Source organism: Streptosporangium sp. NPDC005286, from assembly GCF_040607515.1.
Lineage (GTDB): Bacteria > Actinomycetota > Actinomycetes > Streptosporangiales > Streptosporangiaceae > Streptosporangium.
On record NZ_JBEXGU010000054.1, the window covers coordinates 23,177 to 38,121 of the forward strand.

General features: G+C 69.4%; 10 protein-coding genes. 3 read left to right on the plus strand and 7 right to left on the minus strand.

Translation table 11 applies throughout. The features are described 5' to 3' along the window. The first annotated feature begins 73 nt into the window (after positions 1 to 73). Positions 74 to 1,687 carry an FAD-dependent monooxygenase gene (locus tag ABZU75_RS20940; protein ID WP_355556546.1) on the plus strand — a complete coding sequence of 538 codons (1,614 nt, stop codon included), beginning with the start codon at positions 74 to 76 and terminating at the stop codon, positions 1,685 to 1,687. Here ABZU75_RS20940 and ABZU75_RS20945 read toward each other — a convergent pair. Continuing rightward, entirely contained in the window at positions 1,603 to 3,171 is a 1,569-nt protein-coding gene (locus ABZU75_RS20945; RefSeq protein ID WP_355556549.1) for a BTAD domain-containing putative transcriptional regulator, read from the minus strand. The genes ABZU75_RS20940 and ABZU75_RS20945 overlap by 85 nt on opposite strands. Next, positions 3,171 to 4,364, minus strand: coding sequence for a macrolide family glycosyltransferase (locus ABZU75_RS20950; protein ID WP_350915277.1), 1,194 nt, complete (start codon positions 4,362 to 4,364; stop codon positions 3,171 to 3,173). Before ABZU75_RS20950 ends, ABZU75_RS20945 begins: the two co-directional genes overlap by 1 nt. Before the next feature lie 405 nt (positions 4,365 to 4,769). Here ABZU75_RS20950 and ABZU75_RS20955 point away from each other — a divergent pair, with 405 nt between their 5' ends. After that, entirely contained in the window at positions 4,770 to 5,879 is a 1,110-nt protein-coding gene (locus ABZU75_RS20955; protein WP_355556554.1) for a DegT/DnrJ/EryC1/StrS family aminotransferase, read from the plus strand. On the opposite strand, the gene ABZU75_RS20960 is transcribed toward ABZU75_RS20955, so the two are convergent. From ABZU75_RS20960 to ABZU75_RS20980, 5 genes are all read right to left on the minus strand, one after another. Beyond that, positions 5,845 to 7,320: an NDP-hexose 2,3-dehydratase family protein gene (locus ABZU75_RS20960; RefSeq protein ID WP_355556557.1), complete on the minus strand. Its 1,476-nt coding sequence runs from the start codon at positions 7,318 to 7,320 to the stop codon at positions 5,845 to 5,847. The genes ABZU75_RS20955 and ABZU75_RS20960 overlap by 35 nt on opposite strands. Before the next feature lie 87 nt (positions 7,321 to 7,407). Beyond that, complete coding sequence (gene rfbC / locus ABZU75_RS20965; protein ID WP_355556560.1) at positions 7,408 to 8,013, minus strand: dTDP-4-dehydrorhamnose 3,5-epimerase; 606 nt, start codon at positions 8,011 to 8,013, stop codon at positions 7,408 to 7,410. 158 nt (positions 8,014 to 8,171) lie between these two features. Next, complete coding sequence (locus tag ABZU75_RS20970; protein ID WP_355556563.1) at positions 8,172 to 9,167, minus strand: NAD-dependent epimerase/dehydratase family protein; 996 nt, start codon at positions 9,165 to 9,167, stop codon at positions 8,172 to 8,174. Beyond that, entirely contained in the window at positions 9,160 to 10,386 is a 1,227-nt protein-coding gene (locus ABZU75_RS20975; RefSeq protein WP_355556566.1) for a class I SAM-dependent methyltransferase, read from the minus strand. Before ABZU75_RS20975 ends, ABZU75_RS20970 begins: the two co-directional genes overlap by 8 nt. Before the next feature lie 27 nt (positions 10,387 to 10,413). Further along, positions 10,414 to 13,176, minus strand: coding sequence for a LuxR C-terminal-related transcriptional regulator (locus ABZU75_RS20980; protein WP_355556569.1), 2,763 nt, complete (start codon positions 13,174 to 13,176; stop codon positions 10,414 to 10,416). 741 nt (positions 13,177 to 13,917) lie between these two features. Here ABZU75_RS20980 and ABZU75_RS20985 point away from each other — a divergent pair. Next, a complete protein-coding gene (locus ABZU75_RS20985) occupies positions 13,918 to 14,820 on the plus strand; it encodes a putative sugar O-methyltransferase (RefSeq protein WP_355556572.1) in 903 nt (300 codons plus the stop codon). Positions 14,821 to 14,945: the final 125 nt, after the last annotated feature.

The window sequence follows — 14,945 nt, forward strand, 5'->3', positions numbered from 1 at the left end:
CGGTTTTCAGCCCGATATCATCCGGATATCCGGCTATTGACGCTGATAACAGCGGTACGAAACGCTGACGCCCATGGACGAGCTCGATGTCGAGGTGTTGATTGTCGGAGGCGGCCCGGTCGGCCTGTCCGCCTCGATCGAGCTTTCGAGGTACGGGATATCCTCGTTGCTCGTCGAGAGGCACCAGAAAACCTCCCTCTTTCCCAAGGCCCGGCTCATCTCGACCAGGACCATGGAACTGGTCAGGGCGTGGGGAATCCAGGACGAGGTCGAACGCGCCGGACTGCCCCGCGAGGAGACCCTGGCGGTGGGCGTCGGAACGTCGCTGACCGATGACGACTTCCTGCGGGCGGTCGCGCCGCTGCACGAGGACGCCCCGCAGAGCCCGACCTACACCTACATCTGCGCCCAGGACCGTTTCGAGGTGATCCTGCGCGCGCTCGCCGAGGCGCAGCCGGGCGCCGACGTCCGTTTCGACACGACCATGACGGAGATGCGGAAGACCCCGGACGGCGTCGAGGCGGTGATCGAGTCCGCGGGGGTCCGCCGCGGAGTCCGCGCCCGCTACCTGGTGGCCGCCGACGGCGGCCGGAGCACCACGAGGGACGCGCTCGGCATCGCCATGACCGGCCCTCCCCCGCTGGGCAACATGATCAGCGTCATGTTCGACGCCGACCTGGGGCCGCTGCTCCGTGATCGCCAGGCCGCGCTCTACTTCCTGCTCAGCAACCCGCCGTGCGCGGTGGAGGCGGTGGACAACCAGCGCCGGTGGATGATCCAGACCGGGTACGACCCGGCGCACGGCGGCAGCCCCGACGACTTCACCGAGGAGGTCTGCGTCGCGGCGGTGCGGTCCGCAGCGGGCATCCCCGACCTGGCGGTGAACATCGTGGGCATCATGCCCTGGCTCCAGCAGGCCGTGGTCGCCGACGAGTTCCGCAGCGGCCAGGTCTTCCTCGCGGGGGACGCGGCGCACGTGGCCACCCCGCAGGGCGGGTTCGGCATGAACTGCGGCATCCAGGACGCGCACAACCTCGGCTGGAAGCTCGCCGCCGTGCTCCGGGGCACCGCGGGGGCCGGCCTTCTCGACACCTACACGCCCGAGCGGCGCCCGATCTCCGACCGTACGGTCACCGAGAGCCTGAACAACGCGCTCATCACCTTCCAGATGATGGAGGGCCGCCTGACCATGCAGGAGTCGATCGACCAGCAGGCGGGCCGGCGCAGCTCGGAGGGCCTGGTGCTCGGCTTCCACTACGACTCCGCCGCCGTCGTCGCGGACGGGACGCCCGCCCCCGAACCCGCCGACCCCTACCGGACCTACCTGCCGACCGCCCGCCCCGGCCACCGCATGCCCCACGTCTGGCTGTCGCGGCGGGGTGGTCAGGTCTCCACCTTGGACCTGCTGGGCAGCTCGTTCACCCTGATGACGCCCGCGGGCACCGGCTGGGCGCAGGCCGCCAAGCAGGCGGCCCAGGACACCGGGGTCGCCGTCACCGCCCTGGAGATCTCCGCCGACGGCTCGACGGAGCTCACCTCACCGACGTGGGCGGAGGAGTTCGGCGTGGGCACCGCCGGAGCCGTACTCATCCGCCCCGACGGTCACGTCGGCTGGCGCTCCCCCGGCGCGGAGGCGTCGGCGAACGCGCTGACCGGCGCCCTGGGCACCATCCTGGCGAGGTTGTAGCCGTCGTGGCCGGCGAGCTCGTCGGCCGATCCCCGGTAGGACCCCGAGCAGAGCCGCGCCGCCGCCATCCGCAGGGTCAGCGGGCACCCCGAGGAACTAGCCGCGAGCCTGGTCATCGCCTGCGGCTCGGCCTCCATCCTGGCGGTGCCGACCAGCATGACCGCCAGTGCCCTGGACTCCTCGAAGCCCAGCGGCCGGACGAACTCCCGGTGCGCGCCCTGGCGGGCCACGAACTCGTCGAGCGGATCCCGGCTCGTGACGATCACCCGGCAGTGCGCGCCGCCCGGCAGCAGTGGGATGACCTGGGCGCTGTCGCGGGCGTTGTCCAGCACGACGAGCAGCCGCCGGCGCGCCGTCCTGCTGCGGTACAGGGCCAGCTTCTCGCTGAGATCCTCGGGGATGGCGTGGCCGGCCACGCCGAGCGCGCGCAGGAAACGGCCGGCGACGACACCGGGGGTCAGGGCCGCCGCGCCCTCGTCCCCCTGCAGGTCGGCGAAGAGCTGCCCGTCGGGGAACTGGGCGATCCTGCGGTGCGCCCACCGCAGGGCCAGCGCGGTCTTTCCGAAGCCGCCCAGACCCGTCACGACCACCGTTCCCGGCCCGGTCGTCTCCGGGGAGAAGCGGAGCGCGTCGTCCAGGACGGCGAGCTCCGCGGTGCGCCCGGTGAACGGCAGGGCCTGCGGGGGGAGCTGGGAGGGGATGACGAACTCCTCGGCCCGCCGCACCCCCGACACCTCCATCAGCGCGGACTCGTCCCGCAGGATCTGGTCGTGCAGCCGCCTCAGCTCCGGGCCGGGTTCGAGCCCGACCTGTTCCACCAGGTGCCGCCGGCCCTCCTGGTAGGTCCGCAGTGACTCGGCGCGGCGCCCCGAGCGGTACTGGGCCAGCATCAGCTGCGCCCGGGCGCGCTCCCTGAGCGGGTGCTCCTCCACCACGGGAACCAGTTCCGCGATCACCTTGAGGTGGTTGCCGAGCTCCAGCTCCAGCTCCAGGCAGGCCTCGATCGCCTCCAGCCGCGACTCCCGCAGCCGGGCCGCGTCGTAGCGCATGCTGTGGATGTCCTCGAACGGGGTTCCCCGCCACAGGGAGAGCGCGTCCCGCAGCATGGCGATCGCACCCTCCCGATCGCCCCCGGCGGCCTGCCGGCGCGCCCGCGCCACGAGGTCGTCGAAGCGGAGCCTGTCGATCTGCTCGGGGGCCGCCCTGAGCAGGTAGCCGGGGCTCGACGTCATGATGTCGTCCGCCCGGTCCCCCAGCGCCCTGCGCAGCCGCGACACGCAGATGGCGATCTGCCCACGGGCGCTCTGCGGGGCGTGCCCGCCCCACACCGCCTCGATCAGCCGGTCCACCCCGACGACGCGGCCCGCGTTCAGCACCAGGCTGGCCAGGATCGCGCGCTCCCGGGGGCCGCCGATCCGAAGCTCCTCGCCCTTCCTGAACACCCCGAGCGGCCCCATGATCCGAAACTCGAGTCGTCCGTCCATCACTGGATCCGCATCAGGTACTTCTCAAGCTCGTCGGCGGCCCGAAGGGTGCCGCCCGAGGCATGCAGATCCTTCTGCATCTCCCCCGTGCACCGCTGGATGACCTCGCTGCCCGCCACCTCCAGCACCGCCTGGAGCAGCAGTTCCCCGGTGACCTCCTCCGGCGGGATGGACCGGCCGAGGTTCAGCTCCTCGATCCGCCGGGCGGCCACCGCGTCGATGGACGACGTCGGGACGACCACCATCGGGCAGCCGGAGTGCAGCGCCTCCATCACGGTGCCCATGCCCCCGTGGGTGACGGCCACCGAGGCGTGCTGGAGCACCTTGTAGTGCGGCATCCACCGATGCGCCTCGATGTTGGGGGGCAGCGGGCCCAGGTCCGCGGGGTCCATTCCGTCCGCGACCGTGATCACCACGTGCCACGGAACGCCGGTGAAGGTCCGTACGCACATCTGGAAGAAGTCCGGATACTCGTTGAAGACCGCGCCGAACGAGACGAGCGCGACCGGAAGCCCGCTGGCCGGCGGCTGCCACTCGCCCAGGAAGTTCCGCTCGCCCAGGCACGGCCCCACGAACGCGAACCGCTCGTCGAAGCTGTCACCGACGTACTGGAAGGACCGCGGCATGTTGATGATGCTGAAGTCCTGGATCTCCCACCACAGCTCCGCGGGCGGGACGTCGACCCCGTGCGCACTGGACAGGGCGCTGATCCGGGCGAACATGTCGTCCACCCAGTTCGGCATGGACTGCTCGGCCCCGTCGGAGTTGTAGATCGCGTTCAGGTACGAGAAGTTCGCGTTCGACGCGAACATCGGGATGAGCTGGGTCGCGGGCCGGTTCCACTTCCTGGCCAGGATGCGCCCCGCGTAGAGGATGGAGGTGTCGTAGACGATCATGTCGGGGAGGTCGTCGGCCGGGTAGGACTCCAGGGCCGCCAGCATGTCCGCGCTCTCGTCGAGCAGGACCGAGAGCAGGTAGAGCGGGTCGCGCGCCAGGTTCAGGAAGTCCGAGTCCCGGTACTTCGAGTCGTAGCGCAGCGCGGTGGCGCCGGCCTCCTCCACGATGCCCACCATCATGTCTCCGGTCAGATAGGAGACGCGGTTTCCTCTGCGGACCAGCTCCGTCACCACGGCCAGGTTGGGGATCACGTGGCCATGGTCGGGATGAACCAGGAAGAGGAAATGTTTCGCCATCTGGGAGAATCCTGTCTCTCTGGGATTTCTGACCTGATAAGCACTGATTTCGCGACAAAAAAACTAGCCCATCGGCGACAAATCAGTCACTACGATCTTCCGGCAATGCTAGTTAGGGCCTATTTAGGGCAACACCCCTAACCGTCTTCCACAGGCGCGCACGCCCGGGATCGAGTTCACAACGCGATAACGGAAAAAGAGCGCCACCCTAGCCGGGCCGCCATTCATCCGCAACGAACGGCGATGGAGACTGGGGTACCGGGTGAAGTGTTAGGGGTTACCCCTAGCCATTCCGAGACCGCCGCCGGCCACCTCCCGGGGTGCCGGTTTCCGCCTGGACACAGGGGCTCCCCCCGATTCCCGCCGGTCATTATGCTGGGCCGAGCTTTCGAGAAAGGGGCTGCCATGACCACGCGTGTCTGGGACTATCTGCGGGAATACGACAGCGAGCAGAAGGACATCATGGACGCCGTCGAGACGGTGTTCCGGTCAGGGCAACTGGTCCTCGGCGAGAGCGTCCGCTCCTTCGAGGCGGAGTTCGCCGGCTACCACGGGGTGGGGCACTGCGTCGGCGTCGACAACGGCACCAACGCGATCAAGCTGGGGTTGCAGGCCCTGGGGGTCGGCCTCGGCGACGAGGTGATCACGGTCTCCAACACCGCGGCGCCGACGGTGGTCGCGATCGACGCCGTCGGCGCGACCCCGGTCTTCGTGGACGTGCGCCGGGATGACTACCTGATGGACACCACCCAGGTGGAGGCCGCCATCACCGAGCGGACCCGGTGCCTGCTGCCGGTCCACCTGTACGGCCAGTGCGTCGAGATGGAGCCGCTGGAGCGGCTCGCGGCCAGGCACGACCTGATGATCTTCGAGGACTGCGCGCAGGCGCACGGCGCCCGCCACCACGGGCGCGTCGCGGGATCGATGGGGAAGGCGGCCGGGTTCTCCTTCTACCCGACCAAGGTGCTCGGCGCCTACGGGGACGGCGGCGCGACGCTCACCTCCGACGACGAGGTCGAGCGGAACCTGCGCAGGCTGCGCTACTACGGCATGGAGAAGACCTACTACGTCGTCGAGACCCCCGGCCACAACAGCAGGCTGGACGAGCTGCAGGCCGAGATCCTCCGGCGCAAGCTGCGCCGGCTCGACCGGTACATCGCCGACCGGCGAGCCGTGGCGGCCCGTTACGCCGACGGCCTCGGCGACACCGAACTCGTCCTTCCCGCGCTCGCCGAGGGCAACGACCACGTCTACTACGTCTACGTGGTGCGCCACCCCCGCCGCGACGACATCATCGAGGCGCTGAAGGCGTACGACATCCAGCTGAACATCAGCTACCCGTGGCCGGTCCACACCATGACCGGGTTCGCCCACCTCGGCTACGGCAGGGGCAGCCTGCCCGTCACCGAGGAGCTGGCCGGTGAGATCTTCTCGCTGCCGATGTACCCGTCACTGCCCGGCGACGTCCAGGACAGGGTGATCAGCGCGCTGCGAGAGGTGCTGGCGGCGTTGTAGTCAGGGTGGTCAGGCAGAACAGCAGGCTGCGCGCCTGGATGTTGAGATAGAAGCTGTGCCGCAGCAGCTCTCCGAGCTGGGACACGCTCAGCCAGCGGTACTCGGGGTGGTCGATCCCGGCGGCCTCGTCGGTGTGCACGATGAGATAGCGGTTGCGGGCGCGGTGGAAACGCCCGCCCTCCTCCGACAGGATCGTCTCGAACCGGACGCGCTCGGGGCCGGCCCCCAGCACCTCGTCCAGGAAGGGCGGGCGTGCCCCGGCGGGCAGGTGGTCGTAGCTCTCCGGGGTGCACTGCACGGTCGGCCCCAGCTCCACCACATCGGCGTAGCCCGGCTCGACCCGCGCGTGCACCAGGGCGTGCAGCACTCCGCCGATCTCTCCGACCAGGAACGCGATGACCCCGGTCCCGGAAGGTTCGATCATGGGCTGGTCCCAGTGGCCGACCTCGCGCCCGCCCGCCTCCACGCTCACCCCGACGACGTCGAAGTAGCGGCCGGTCTCGTGGGAGATCAGCTCGTCCGTCCGCCGCCATCCCCGCACCTCGTCGAGGGGGATCAGCCTGACCTGCGGGTCGGTCCTGGTGCGCATGTCGGTGATCCAGCTCAGCACCTCCCCCATGGTGTGCGGGCCGGCCTCGCCCGGATCGCAGGAGCGGACGAGCGCGGCGCGGAAACCGTCGCCCGGCTCCATCGAAAGCGCCGCCGTCAGGGCCGATGTCAGCCCGGCTCCGGAGAACGGCATGCAGGCCAGCACGGTCCGCGCGTCCATGTTCACCAGATCCGGCACCGACATCAGGGTGTGCAACTGGCCGAGGGTCAGCCAGCAGAAGCCCTCGGCGACCTCGATCTCCCCGGTGATCTCAACGATCATGTTCCGGTTGCGCTTCCGGTAGAACCAGGCGCCCTGCTCGGACTGGCGGATGTCCGCGATCACCTCGTGGCCCGAGGTGTCGAGGAAGTGGTCGAGATAGGGGACCGGCCTGCCCTGGTGCACCCGGGTGTAGTTGCTCCGGGTGGCCTGCACGGTGGGAGAGAGCTGCAGGCCGTTGTGGTTGCCCGGTTCGTGCTTGGCCTGCATGAGGCAGTGCGGGATCCCGTCGATCTCCTTGACCAGGATGCCCAGGATGCCGATCTCCGGCTGGTTGATGATCGGCTGGGACCAGTGGGAGACCGTCCGGCCGGGAACGTGGACGTCCAGACCCTCGACGCTGAAGAACTTTCCGGTCCGATGCCGGATGTTCCCGGTGTGCCGGTCCACCTCCCAACCGGACAGCCCGTGCAACGGCACCTTCCGCACGTTCATGTACGTACGGCTCGCCGTCTCGGCCAGCCATCGGTGGAACTCGTCGAGTGTCGCGAACCACCCACCCGGGGAGAGCACGGATTCCGCGAGCCGCACCTGCAACGGTGAACGAGTCTGCCGCCGAGAGGGTACGGCCATGCTGGCTCCTTTGATACGAAATTTCATCTTCCGACGGCCGCGGCTCGGGAGTTCCCCCGAGCCGCGACCGGCTCCCGCACGCCGCCGTCACGCCTGCCGGAAGGTCTCCTCGATCCGCAGGCACTCCTTGTAGTCGGGCAGTATGTCCAGCGCCCGCGCCTTCGCCAGGGTGGGCGCCTCCCGGTCCCGCTCCGACTGGATCGGCGCCAGGTCCTCGGGCAGCCGCAGCCCGATCTCCGGGTCGAGGGCCGAGAGCGCGAGCTCGTTCTCCTTCCGGTACCGCTGCGAGAGCAGGTAGGACATCACGGTGTCGTCCTCGAGCGCGACGAAGGCGTGGCCGAGCCCCGGCGGGAAGTACACCGAGCGGAAGCTCTCACCGGTCAGCACCACCTGGTCCCACTCCCCGAACGTCGGGGAGCCGACCCGGAGATCGACGACGATGTCCAGCGCGCTTCCCCGCGCGCAGTGCACGTACTTGGCGGTCCCCGGCGGGGCGAGGGTGAAGTGGATCCCGCGGAGCACGCCGCGCACCGAGGCGCTCTGGCTGGTCTGCGCGACCGGGAAGAGCGGGTGCCCGACCGCCTCGACGAACGCCGCCTCCTGGAACGGGGAGACGAAGAGGCCCCGCTCGTCGGGAAACACCTCGGGAGTGAATTCGAAAGCGCCGGTGACGGCGAGCGCGCGGGATTTCATTACGGCCGCGCCGCCGGGGGGTGTTCGGTCACAACAGTCGCCAATCGGTCGAGGATGACGGACGGTCACGGAACGCGGTCCAGCATGCTCAGACCGCCGGTGCGGGGTCAACAAGGTAGGGGTCGCCCGCGAGCAAGATAGGGGTCGCCCGAAACGCCTCAGAGCGGCACCTCGTCACCGCGGATCAGCGAGGAGACGGTGCGCTCCAGCGCCTCGCGGAACGGCACCCGGGCCTGCCATCCGGTGACCGCGCGGAAGGCGGCCGGGTCGGCGACGACGCTGTGGAAGTCCATTCCGGTGGCGTCCGGCGGCGCCGGCACCGAGACGACCGGGACCGCGGGCGCCCCCGTCCTGGCGGCCACGGTCGCGGCGACGGTCGTGAAGATGTCTCGCACGCTCCGGCCGCCGCCGGTGCCGATGAGCCAGTGCCGGCCCGCGAGGGAGTCGGCGTGGTCGAGCGCGGCCAGGAAGGCGCCGGCCACGTCCCCGACGTAGAGCAGGTCGCGCTCGGCCGTCCCGTCGTTCCACACGGTCAGCGGCTCACCCGCCAGCGCGCGGCGCACCATGGTGGTCACCACCCCCCGGTCGGTGGCGGTCGGGGAGACCCGGCCGCCGAACACCGTGCCGAGCCGGAGCGTGACCCCGCGCAGCAGGCCCTCCGCCGTGGCGGCCTTCAGCTCCCGCTCGGCGGCCAGTTTCTGCCGGTCGTAGGCGGTCACCGGGGCGTCCGGCTCGGTGCCGTCGATCCTGGCCTCCGGCCTCGGGCCGACCTGGGAGGTCGAGCCTGGAAAGAGGACCACGGGGGGTGGGCCGTCCCGGCGTTCCGCCCGGATGGCCGCGACGATGTCGCGTACCACGCCGACGTTCACCCGCTCGCCCGGCGACTCGTCCTCCGCCGCCCGCCAGGTCCCGCCGCCGGTGTAGAGCAGCAGGTTGACCACCACGTCGGCGCCGGCGATCGCCTCGGCGACCTGGCCCGCGCCGGTGAGGTCCGCGGTACGGACCTCGGCCTCGGCCGCGTGGCCCGGGGGGACCACGGCGGGCCTCCGCGCCACCAGCCTCAGCCGGACATCCCGCCCGGCCAGCTCCGTCACGAGGGCGGAGCCCACGAAACCGGAGGCGCCCAGGACCACGACCAGCGGCTGGTCAGACAACGCGCACCTCGGGAACGTAGAGGATCCACTTGCCGCCCGCCTCGCGGAACTCCTTCTCCTTCTCCATGATCTCCTGCGCGTGGTTCCAGGCGAAGAGCAGCGCGTACTCCGGGTAGGGGTCGGAGAACGCCTCGGGGCTCCGTACCGGGATGTGCGCCCCCGGCGTGAGCCTGCCCTGCTTGCCCGCGGTCGTGTCGCAGACGAAGGGGACCAGCTCGGGGCCGATGCCGCAGTAGTTCGTCACCGTCGCGCTCTTGGCGGTGGCGCCGTACCCGACGACCCGCTCCCCCTTGTCGCGCAGCTCGCCCAGCAGCGCCGGCAGTCGCTCGCGGATGTGCCCGACCCGGGAGGCGAAGCCCTCGAGCGTCGCCGGCTCGGTGACCCCGGCCGCGCTCTCCTCGGCCAGCAGGTCGGTCACCGCCCGGGTCGGCTGCCTCGCTCCCGGACGCGCCAGGGTGTAGCGGACCTCGCCGCCGTGCACGGAGAGCCGCTCCGCGTCGACGAGTTCGAACCCGAACCGCCGCGCCATCTCCTGTACCGAGCGGACCGTGAAGAAGAAGAAGTGCTCGTCGTAGATCTGGTCGAACGAGGTGCGCTCCAGGATGTCGGCGAAGTACGGGTCCTCGAACACGAAGACCCCGCCGGGCGCCAGCAACCTGTCGACACCGCGCAGGATCGACTCCATGTACGGGATGTGGCACAGGGTGTTGGCGGCGTAGATGACGTCGGCCGGTCCGTCGGCGGCGAGGATGCCGGACGCGGTCGCCTCCTCGAAGAAGTCCTTGCGCACCCGGATGCCCTTGGCCGCGGCCAGGTCCGCCACCCCGCCGGACGGCTCCACTCCCAGGTGGCGGACGCCCGATTCGGCGATCACCTGGAGCATGGTGCCGTCGTTCGAGCCGAGTTCGACGACGAACGGGTCGGGCCCGGTGAGCTCGACGGCCAGGAAACGCTTGGCGATCGCCTGGAAGTGCTCGCGCATGACGGCCGACCCCGAGGAGAGGTACGGATAGCTCTCGTGGAACATGCGGTCGCGCGGCACCTCCTCCATGAGCTGCACCATCGTGCACGATTCACAGATCCCCACGGCGAGGGTGAAGAAGAACTCCTCCTCGAAGTCCTCAGGCGTCACGAAGGCGTCGGAGAGCGGCTGCCTTCCGAAATCGAGGAACTCGCGAACCGTGCCCGAGCAGATCCGGCACGACGACGTGACTGGCATAGGTGACTCCTGGGATTGGGAAACTGTTCACTGTGCGATTCCCCGCATGCTCGGCTTGGCTCTCGATCCCGCCTCGGGCGGGCCGGCGGACGCCCGCCGGTCGGGGGGCGTGAGAACCGGGGGCAGATCGGCCCGGCTCTTCACTCCCAACTTCCGGTAGACGCGGGTCAGATGCTGTTCGACGGTGCTCACCGTGATGTGCAGCGTCCGGCTTATCTCCCGGTTGGTGTGCCCGAGCGCGGCCAGCTCCGCCACCCTGCACTCCGAGTCGCTGAGCCCCAGCGGGTTCGGGTCCTCGGCGGGCTCCCCCGCGTCCGGCAGAACGGGGCCGGTGGTCCAGCTCTTGCTGAGCCGCAGGGGCATCACGCCGGAGTGGCAGATCTCGGCCTCCCGCATCGCCCGGCAGATCAGCGGCTTGGCCTCGTCGGCCTCCCCGAGCTGCTGCAGGGCCGCGCCCAGATCGGCCAGCGCCCGGGACAGCAGCAGCCGGTCGCCCGCCGTTCGCAGGCACTCCGCCGCCTCGCGCAGCAGCTCGGTACGCTGCGCGAGCCCGCTGGCGGCGGCCAGGATCAGCAGGGAGACGCCCCGGGTCCGCAGGTCGATGGGCTTGAGCCGCTCCATCTGCTCCGTCACCAGGTCGCGGGCCACCCCCCAGCGGCTGAGCCGGAGGTTCGCCTCGGCCAGGTTGCTGCGCCAGGGAACCACCATCGGCCGGTCGAGTTCCCAGTCCTGCATGAGCCTGCCGCAGGTCTGGAAGTCGCTGATCGCGGCGAGCACCCGATCGGTGGCCAGGTAGTAGTGACCGCGCGCGTGCAGGTACCGCAGGCCGATCAGAGTCGCGAACATCTCGTCGGGCACCCGCTGCTGCAGCAGCTCGGCCCCCTCCTCGTACTGCCCCATCGCCGTGTGGGCCAGCAGCAGCGTCGACCTCGGGTAGCCGATCAGGATGCCCCAGCTCTGCGCCTGCATCAGCTCCAGGGCGGCCTGCGCCTTGGCCGCGGCGACCACCACCTCCCCCTGCCGGAACGCGATCTCGGCCCGGACCGCACCGAGCACGGCCTGCCAGGTGAGCGCGCCGCTGCGGACCGCCTCGTCGATCAGCTCGTCACACCAGTGAGTGGCCCGCTCCGTCCTGCCCCCGTACATCAGGGTCAGTACCGCGATGGCCACCACCTCCAGGGTGGTCTCGCCGAGCCGGCAGCTCTGCAGGATGTTCTCGGCGCTCACCAGCGCCACCTCGCCGTCGCCGTGCGTCCAGATCGAGGTCATCCTGCGGGCCTCGTCGCCCCAGGCGGAGGCGGTGTCGAACCTCCCGTGCGGACCCCGCGACGTCCCGTAGAACCACTGGTAGGTGAGGTGCAGCTCGGCGGCGGTCTGCACGTTCAGCAGATCGGGGGTCGCGGTCAGCGCCTCCATCGCCCTCGACGCCGTCTGCACGTCACCGTTCCACAGCGAGTGCCGCACCACGGCCGCCGCGTCCTGGCCGAACAGGCATCCCTTCTCCAGGGCCTCCCGCAGCAGCGGCAGATGCAGCGCGGCCGCCGAGGGGTTGACCCGCCACAGCGCCCGGACCAGCACCTTCGTTATCGCCAGACGCTCGCCCTCGTCGCGGACGGACCGCAGGGCCAGCTCCAGGCACTGCACGGCCACGGCCACCTCATTGCCGGCCAGCGCCTGCTCGGCCGCGTCCCGCAGCACCCCGGTCGCCCAGTCCTCCGGCGCCCGGTCCGCGGCGACGAAATGCCCCGCGATCTTCGTGGTGGACATGCCGCGCTGGTACAGCAGCACGGCCGCGCGGACGTGCAGGCCCGAACGCTCCTCGGCACCGATGCCGTCCAGCACCGCCGCGGCGGCCACCGGGTGCCGGAACCAGCCGCCGGCCAGTAGGCCCGCCTCGGTCAGGACCTCCACCGCCCGCTCGGCGGCCTTCGGATTGATCTTCGCCAGGCCGCCGGTCAGCCCGGCCGAGCCCGGTTCCCCCAGAACCGCCAGGGCCCGGGCCACCCAGAGCAGCTCCGGCTCCCACCGGTGCAGGCACGCCATCACCGCCCGGGCGTACGCAGCCCCGGCGGCGATCGGGTCGTCGGGGTCGGCACGATGGTCCTCGATCAGGGCGTTGACCAGCATCGGGTTCCCACCGCTCAGCCGCTGGAGCGCGACGGCGGCAACCGGATCCATTGTCGGGGGCAGCACCTCGGCGATGTCACCGACCGACAGCGGGGTCAGCCAGATCCGGTGGTGGAACCCTCGGGTGACCTCGGCGGAGAAGGACGGGATCGTGGACTGCGGCAGATCCCACTCGTTCATGATCAGCAGAATGCGGGCGGAGCTTATCCTGCGGCACAGATAGAGCAGCAGCCGGAGTGAGAGGCCGTCCACCAGATGAACGGCGTCGACGCCGACGACCACCGGGCGCTCCCTGGACAGCTCCAGCAGGACATCGCCGATCTCGCGGACGACCTCGGCCTCGGCGTGCCGGGTGGCGCCGGTCGTCACGGTGTGCCGCCGGATCAGCCGTGACACCTGGTCCGAGACCTCCGGCGGCAGCCCCGCGCCGTGGAACAACTGGTCGATCATGCCCGCCTGCAGGGTGTTCTCCCCCAGGGAGCCGGTGGCGCTGAGCAGCAACGCGCCGGAGGTGGCCGCGACCCGCGAGAACTCGTGCAGCAACTCGGTCTTCCCGCTTGCCAGTCCCCCGCTGACCAGCACCAACCGGCCGTTTCCCGCGCTGCTCTCGGCGAGCAATCCCTTCAGGACATCAAGTACGCTGCGATGCTGCGATGCCAGCATTTACTACATCCTCGTTTAGTCTGACGACCCGGGTCCTGCGCAGCGGCAGAGTGAACCACTCCCCCACTTCATGGAATTCTCAGACAGGGGTCGTTCTCGACGGGGCTGTGGTGAGAGGGCGGAGCGGGCGGCCTGCTATTCGTGGAAAACTGGCGGTTTCATCGGGTCCGGCGCCACGGTAAATCCGTTGACCCAACGGCAAAAGCATCGACAATCCCGAATTCCTTCACGTTCCGAACCGGTCGGCGAGCGTCTCGTTCAGTGACATCATTCCTAGCTCACCGAGACCCACCGTGTCAGCGGGCAACCGCGGGTAACCTCCCGTCCGGCGCCGCGACGCCCGGAGCCCCACGCCACGGCCAAGCCGACGGTCCGTCCGGTACGGGGAGATTCATGATCATGAAACGTGATCTTATAGTTGGCATGTCACAATTGGATAAATTTTTTGACAACAACCTGTGGAACTGTGAGTACATCTTGTTGTCCCGCGGGTAACGCCCCCGTGCTGACCTGGACATTCGGCGGCACCGCCATTAACCCCCTGTCACGATCATGCCCGCGATCAACGCCGGGACCGGGCGCCGCCCACTCCGGAGGGCCGCCGCGCGCCGGGGTTCCGGACCCCGGGAGAGCCGGAGAAGTGATCTAGGCGCGAGCCGGTTCGGTGCGCGATACTCGTGCGGACATGGGTGCGGCGCCTTGCGGACCTTGAATCGCCGAGCTCCAGGAAAGAGCAGACAAATGAGTCATAAATATGGCCAGAGTCCTCAGTGGGCGCACATTAACGAGAACAATCTCGCCCTGGACGAGACCCCCGATCTGAGCCGTTTCAAATCCAGCCGGGTGAACTACAAGATCGCACTCTGGAACCCCGAGGTCAACGGCCGGAGATATCTGAAGACGCTCATCCACAACCTTGGCCTCCAATTGTCACCGGAGAACTGGGAGCGCATGCTCCGGATCAGGAACCGCCAGCTGGGAGAGCCCATCGCGGTCACCCTGAAGGGTGAGTCGATCTGCCTGGACTATCTGCAGGCGGTTCTTGAGCTCGATTTCATGGCACGGTCCGTGAAAATGGACGGCGCGCGGATCCTGGAGATCGGCGCCGGGTACGGCCGGTCCTGCCACACCATCCTGTCGAACCACGATGTCGCGGAATACCACATCATCGACCTGGAGAACTGCCTGAAGCTCTCCCGCGAGTATCTGCGCGCCGTGCTGACCGGCGAGCAGTTCGAGAAGATCAGGTTCCTGGGCATCGACGAGGTGGAGGACCTCTCCGGCGGCGAGCCCTTCGACCTGTGCGTCAACATCGACTCGTTCGCCGAGATGCCCGCGGACACGGTCAGGAACTACCTCTCCCTCATCGACGGCATCGCCACGCACTCCTACACGAAGAACCCGGTCGGCAAGTACCTGGACCCGGACCTGGACGGACACTACGAGGGGCAGGCCGTGGTCCAGCAGGCCCTCCAATCCGGCCTGCTCCGCGAGATCATCGACGTGCACGACAGCGAGGCGGTCCAGGCGCAGTCCAAGCGTTTCGTCGAGGTGTACCAGCCCGGCGACGACTGGCGACTCGTCGCGGACGGCTGGGGGACCCCGTGGAGCTACTACTGGCAGGCCCTGTACGCGAAGTCGTGACCGGCCTTCCCGACGCCCTGAGCCGGCGGCGCGTCGGCATTCCAGACCAACCACTACAGACACTCCCATAACACTGGAATTATGGAAATCAGGACTACCGCGGATAAAGCATGATCGATAGCCTC

Coding starts and splice junctions, on each gene's coding strand:
- ABZU75_RS20955 (WP_355556554.1), top strand. CDS start 4,770: ATGACCACGCGTGTCTGGGACTATCTGCGGGAATACGACAGCGAGCAG.
- ABZU75_RS20945 (WP_355556549.1), bottom strand. CDS start 3,171: ATGGACGGACGACTCGAGTTTCGGATCATGGGGCCGCTCGGGGTGTTC.
- ABZU75_RS20985 (WP_355556572.1), top strand. CDS start 13,918: ATGAGTCATAAATATGGCCAGAGTCCTCAGTGGGCGCACATTAACGAG.
- ABZU75_RS20975 (WP_355556566.1), bottom strand. CDS start 10,386: ATGCCAGTCACGTCGTCGTGCCGGATCTGCTCGGGCACGGTTCGCGAG.
- ABZU75_RS20950 (WP_350915277.1), bottom strand. CDS start 4,364: ATGGCGAAACATTTCCTCTTCCTGGTTCATCCCGACCATGGCCACGTG.
- rfbC (WP_355556560.1), bottom strand. CDS start 8,013: ATGAAATCCCGCGCGCTCGCCGTCACCGGCGCTTTCGAATTCACTCCC.
- ABZU75_RS20980 (WP_355556569.1), bottom strand. CDS start 13,176: ATGCTGGCATCGCAGCATCGCAGCGTACTTGATGTCCTGAAGGGATTG.
- ABZU75_RS20940 (WP_355556546.1), top strand. CDS start 74: ATGGACGAGCTCGATGTCGAGGTGTTGATTGTCGGAGGCGGCCCGGTC.
- ABZU75_RS20960 (WP_355556557.1), bottom strand. CDS start 7,320: ATGGCCGTACCCTCTCGGCGGCAGACTCGTTCACCGTTGCAGGTGCGG.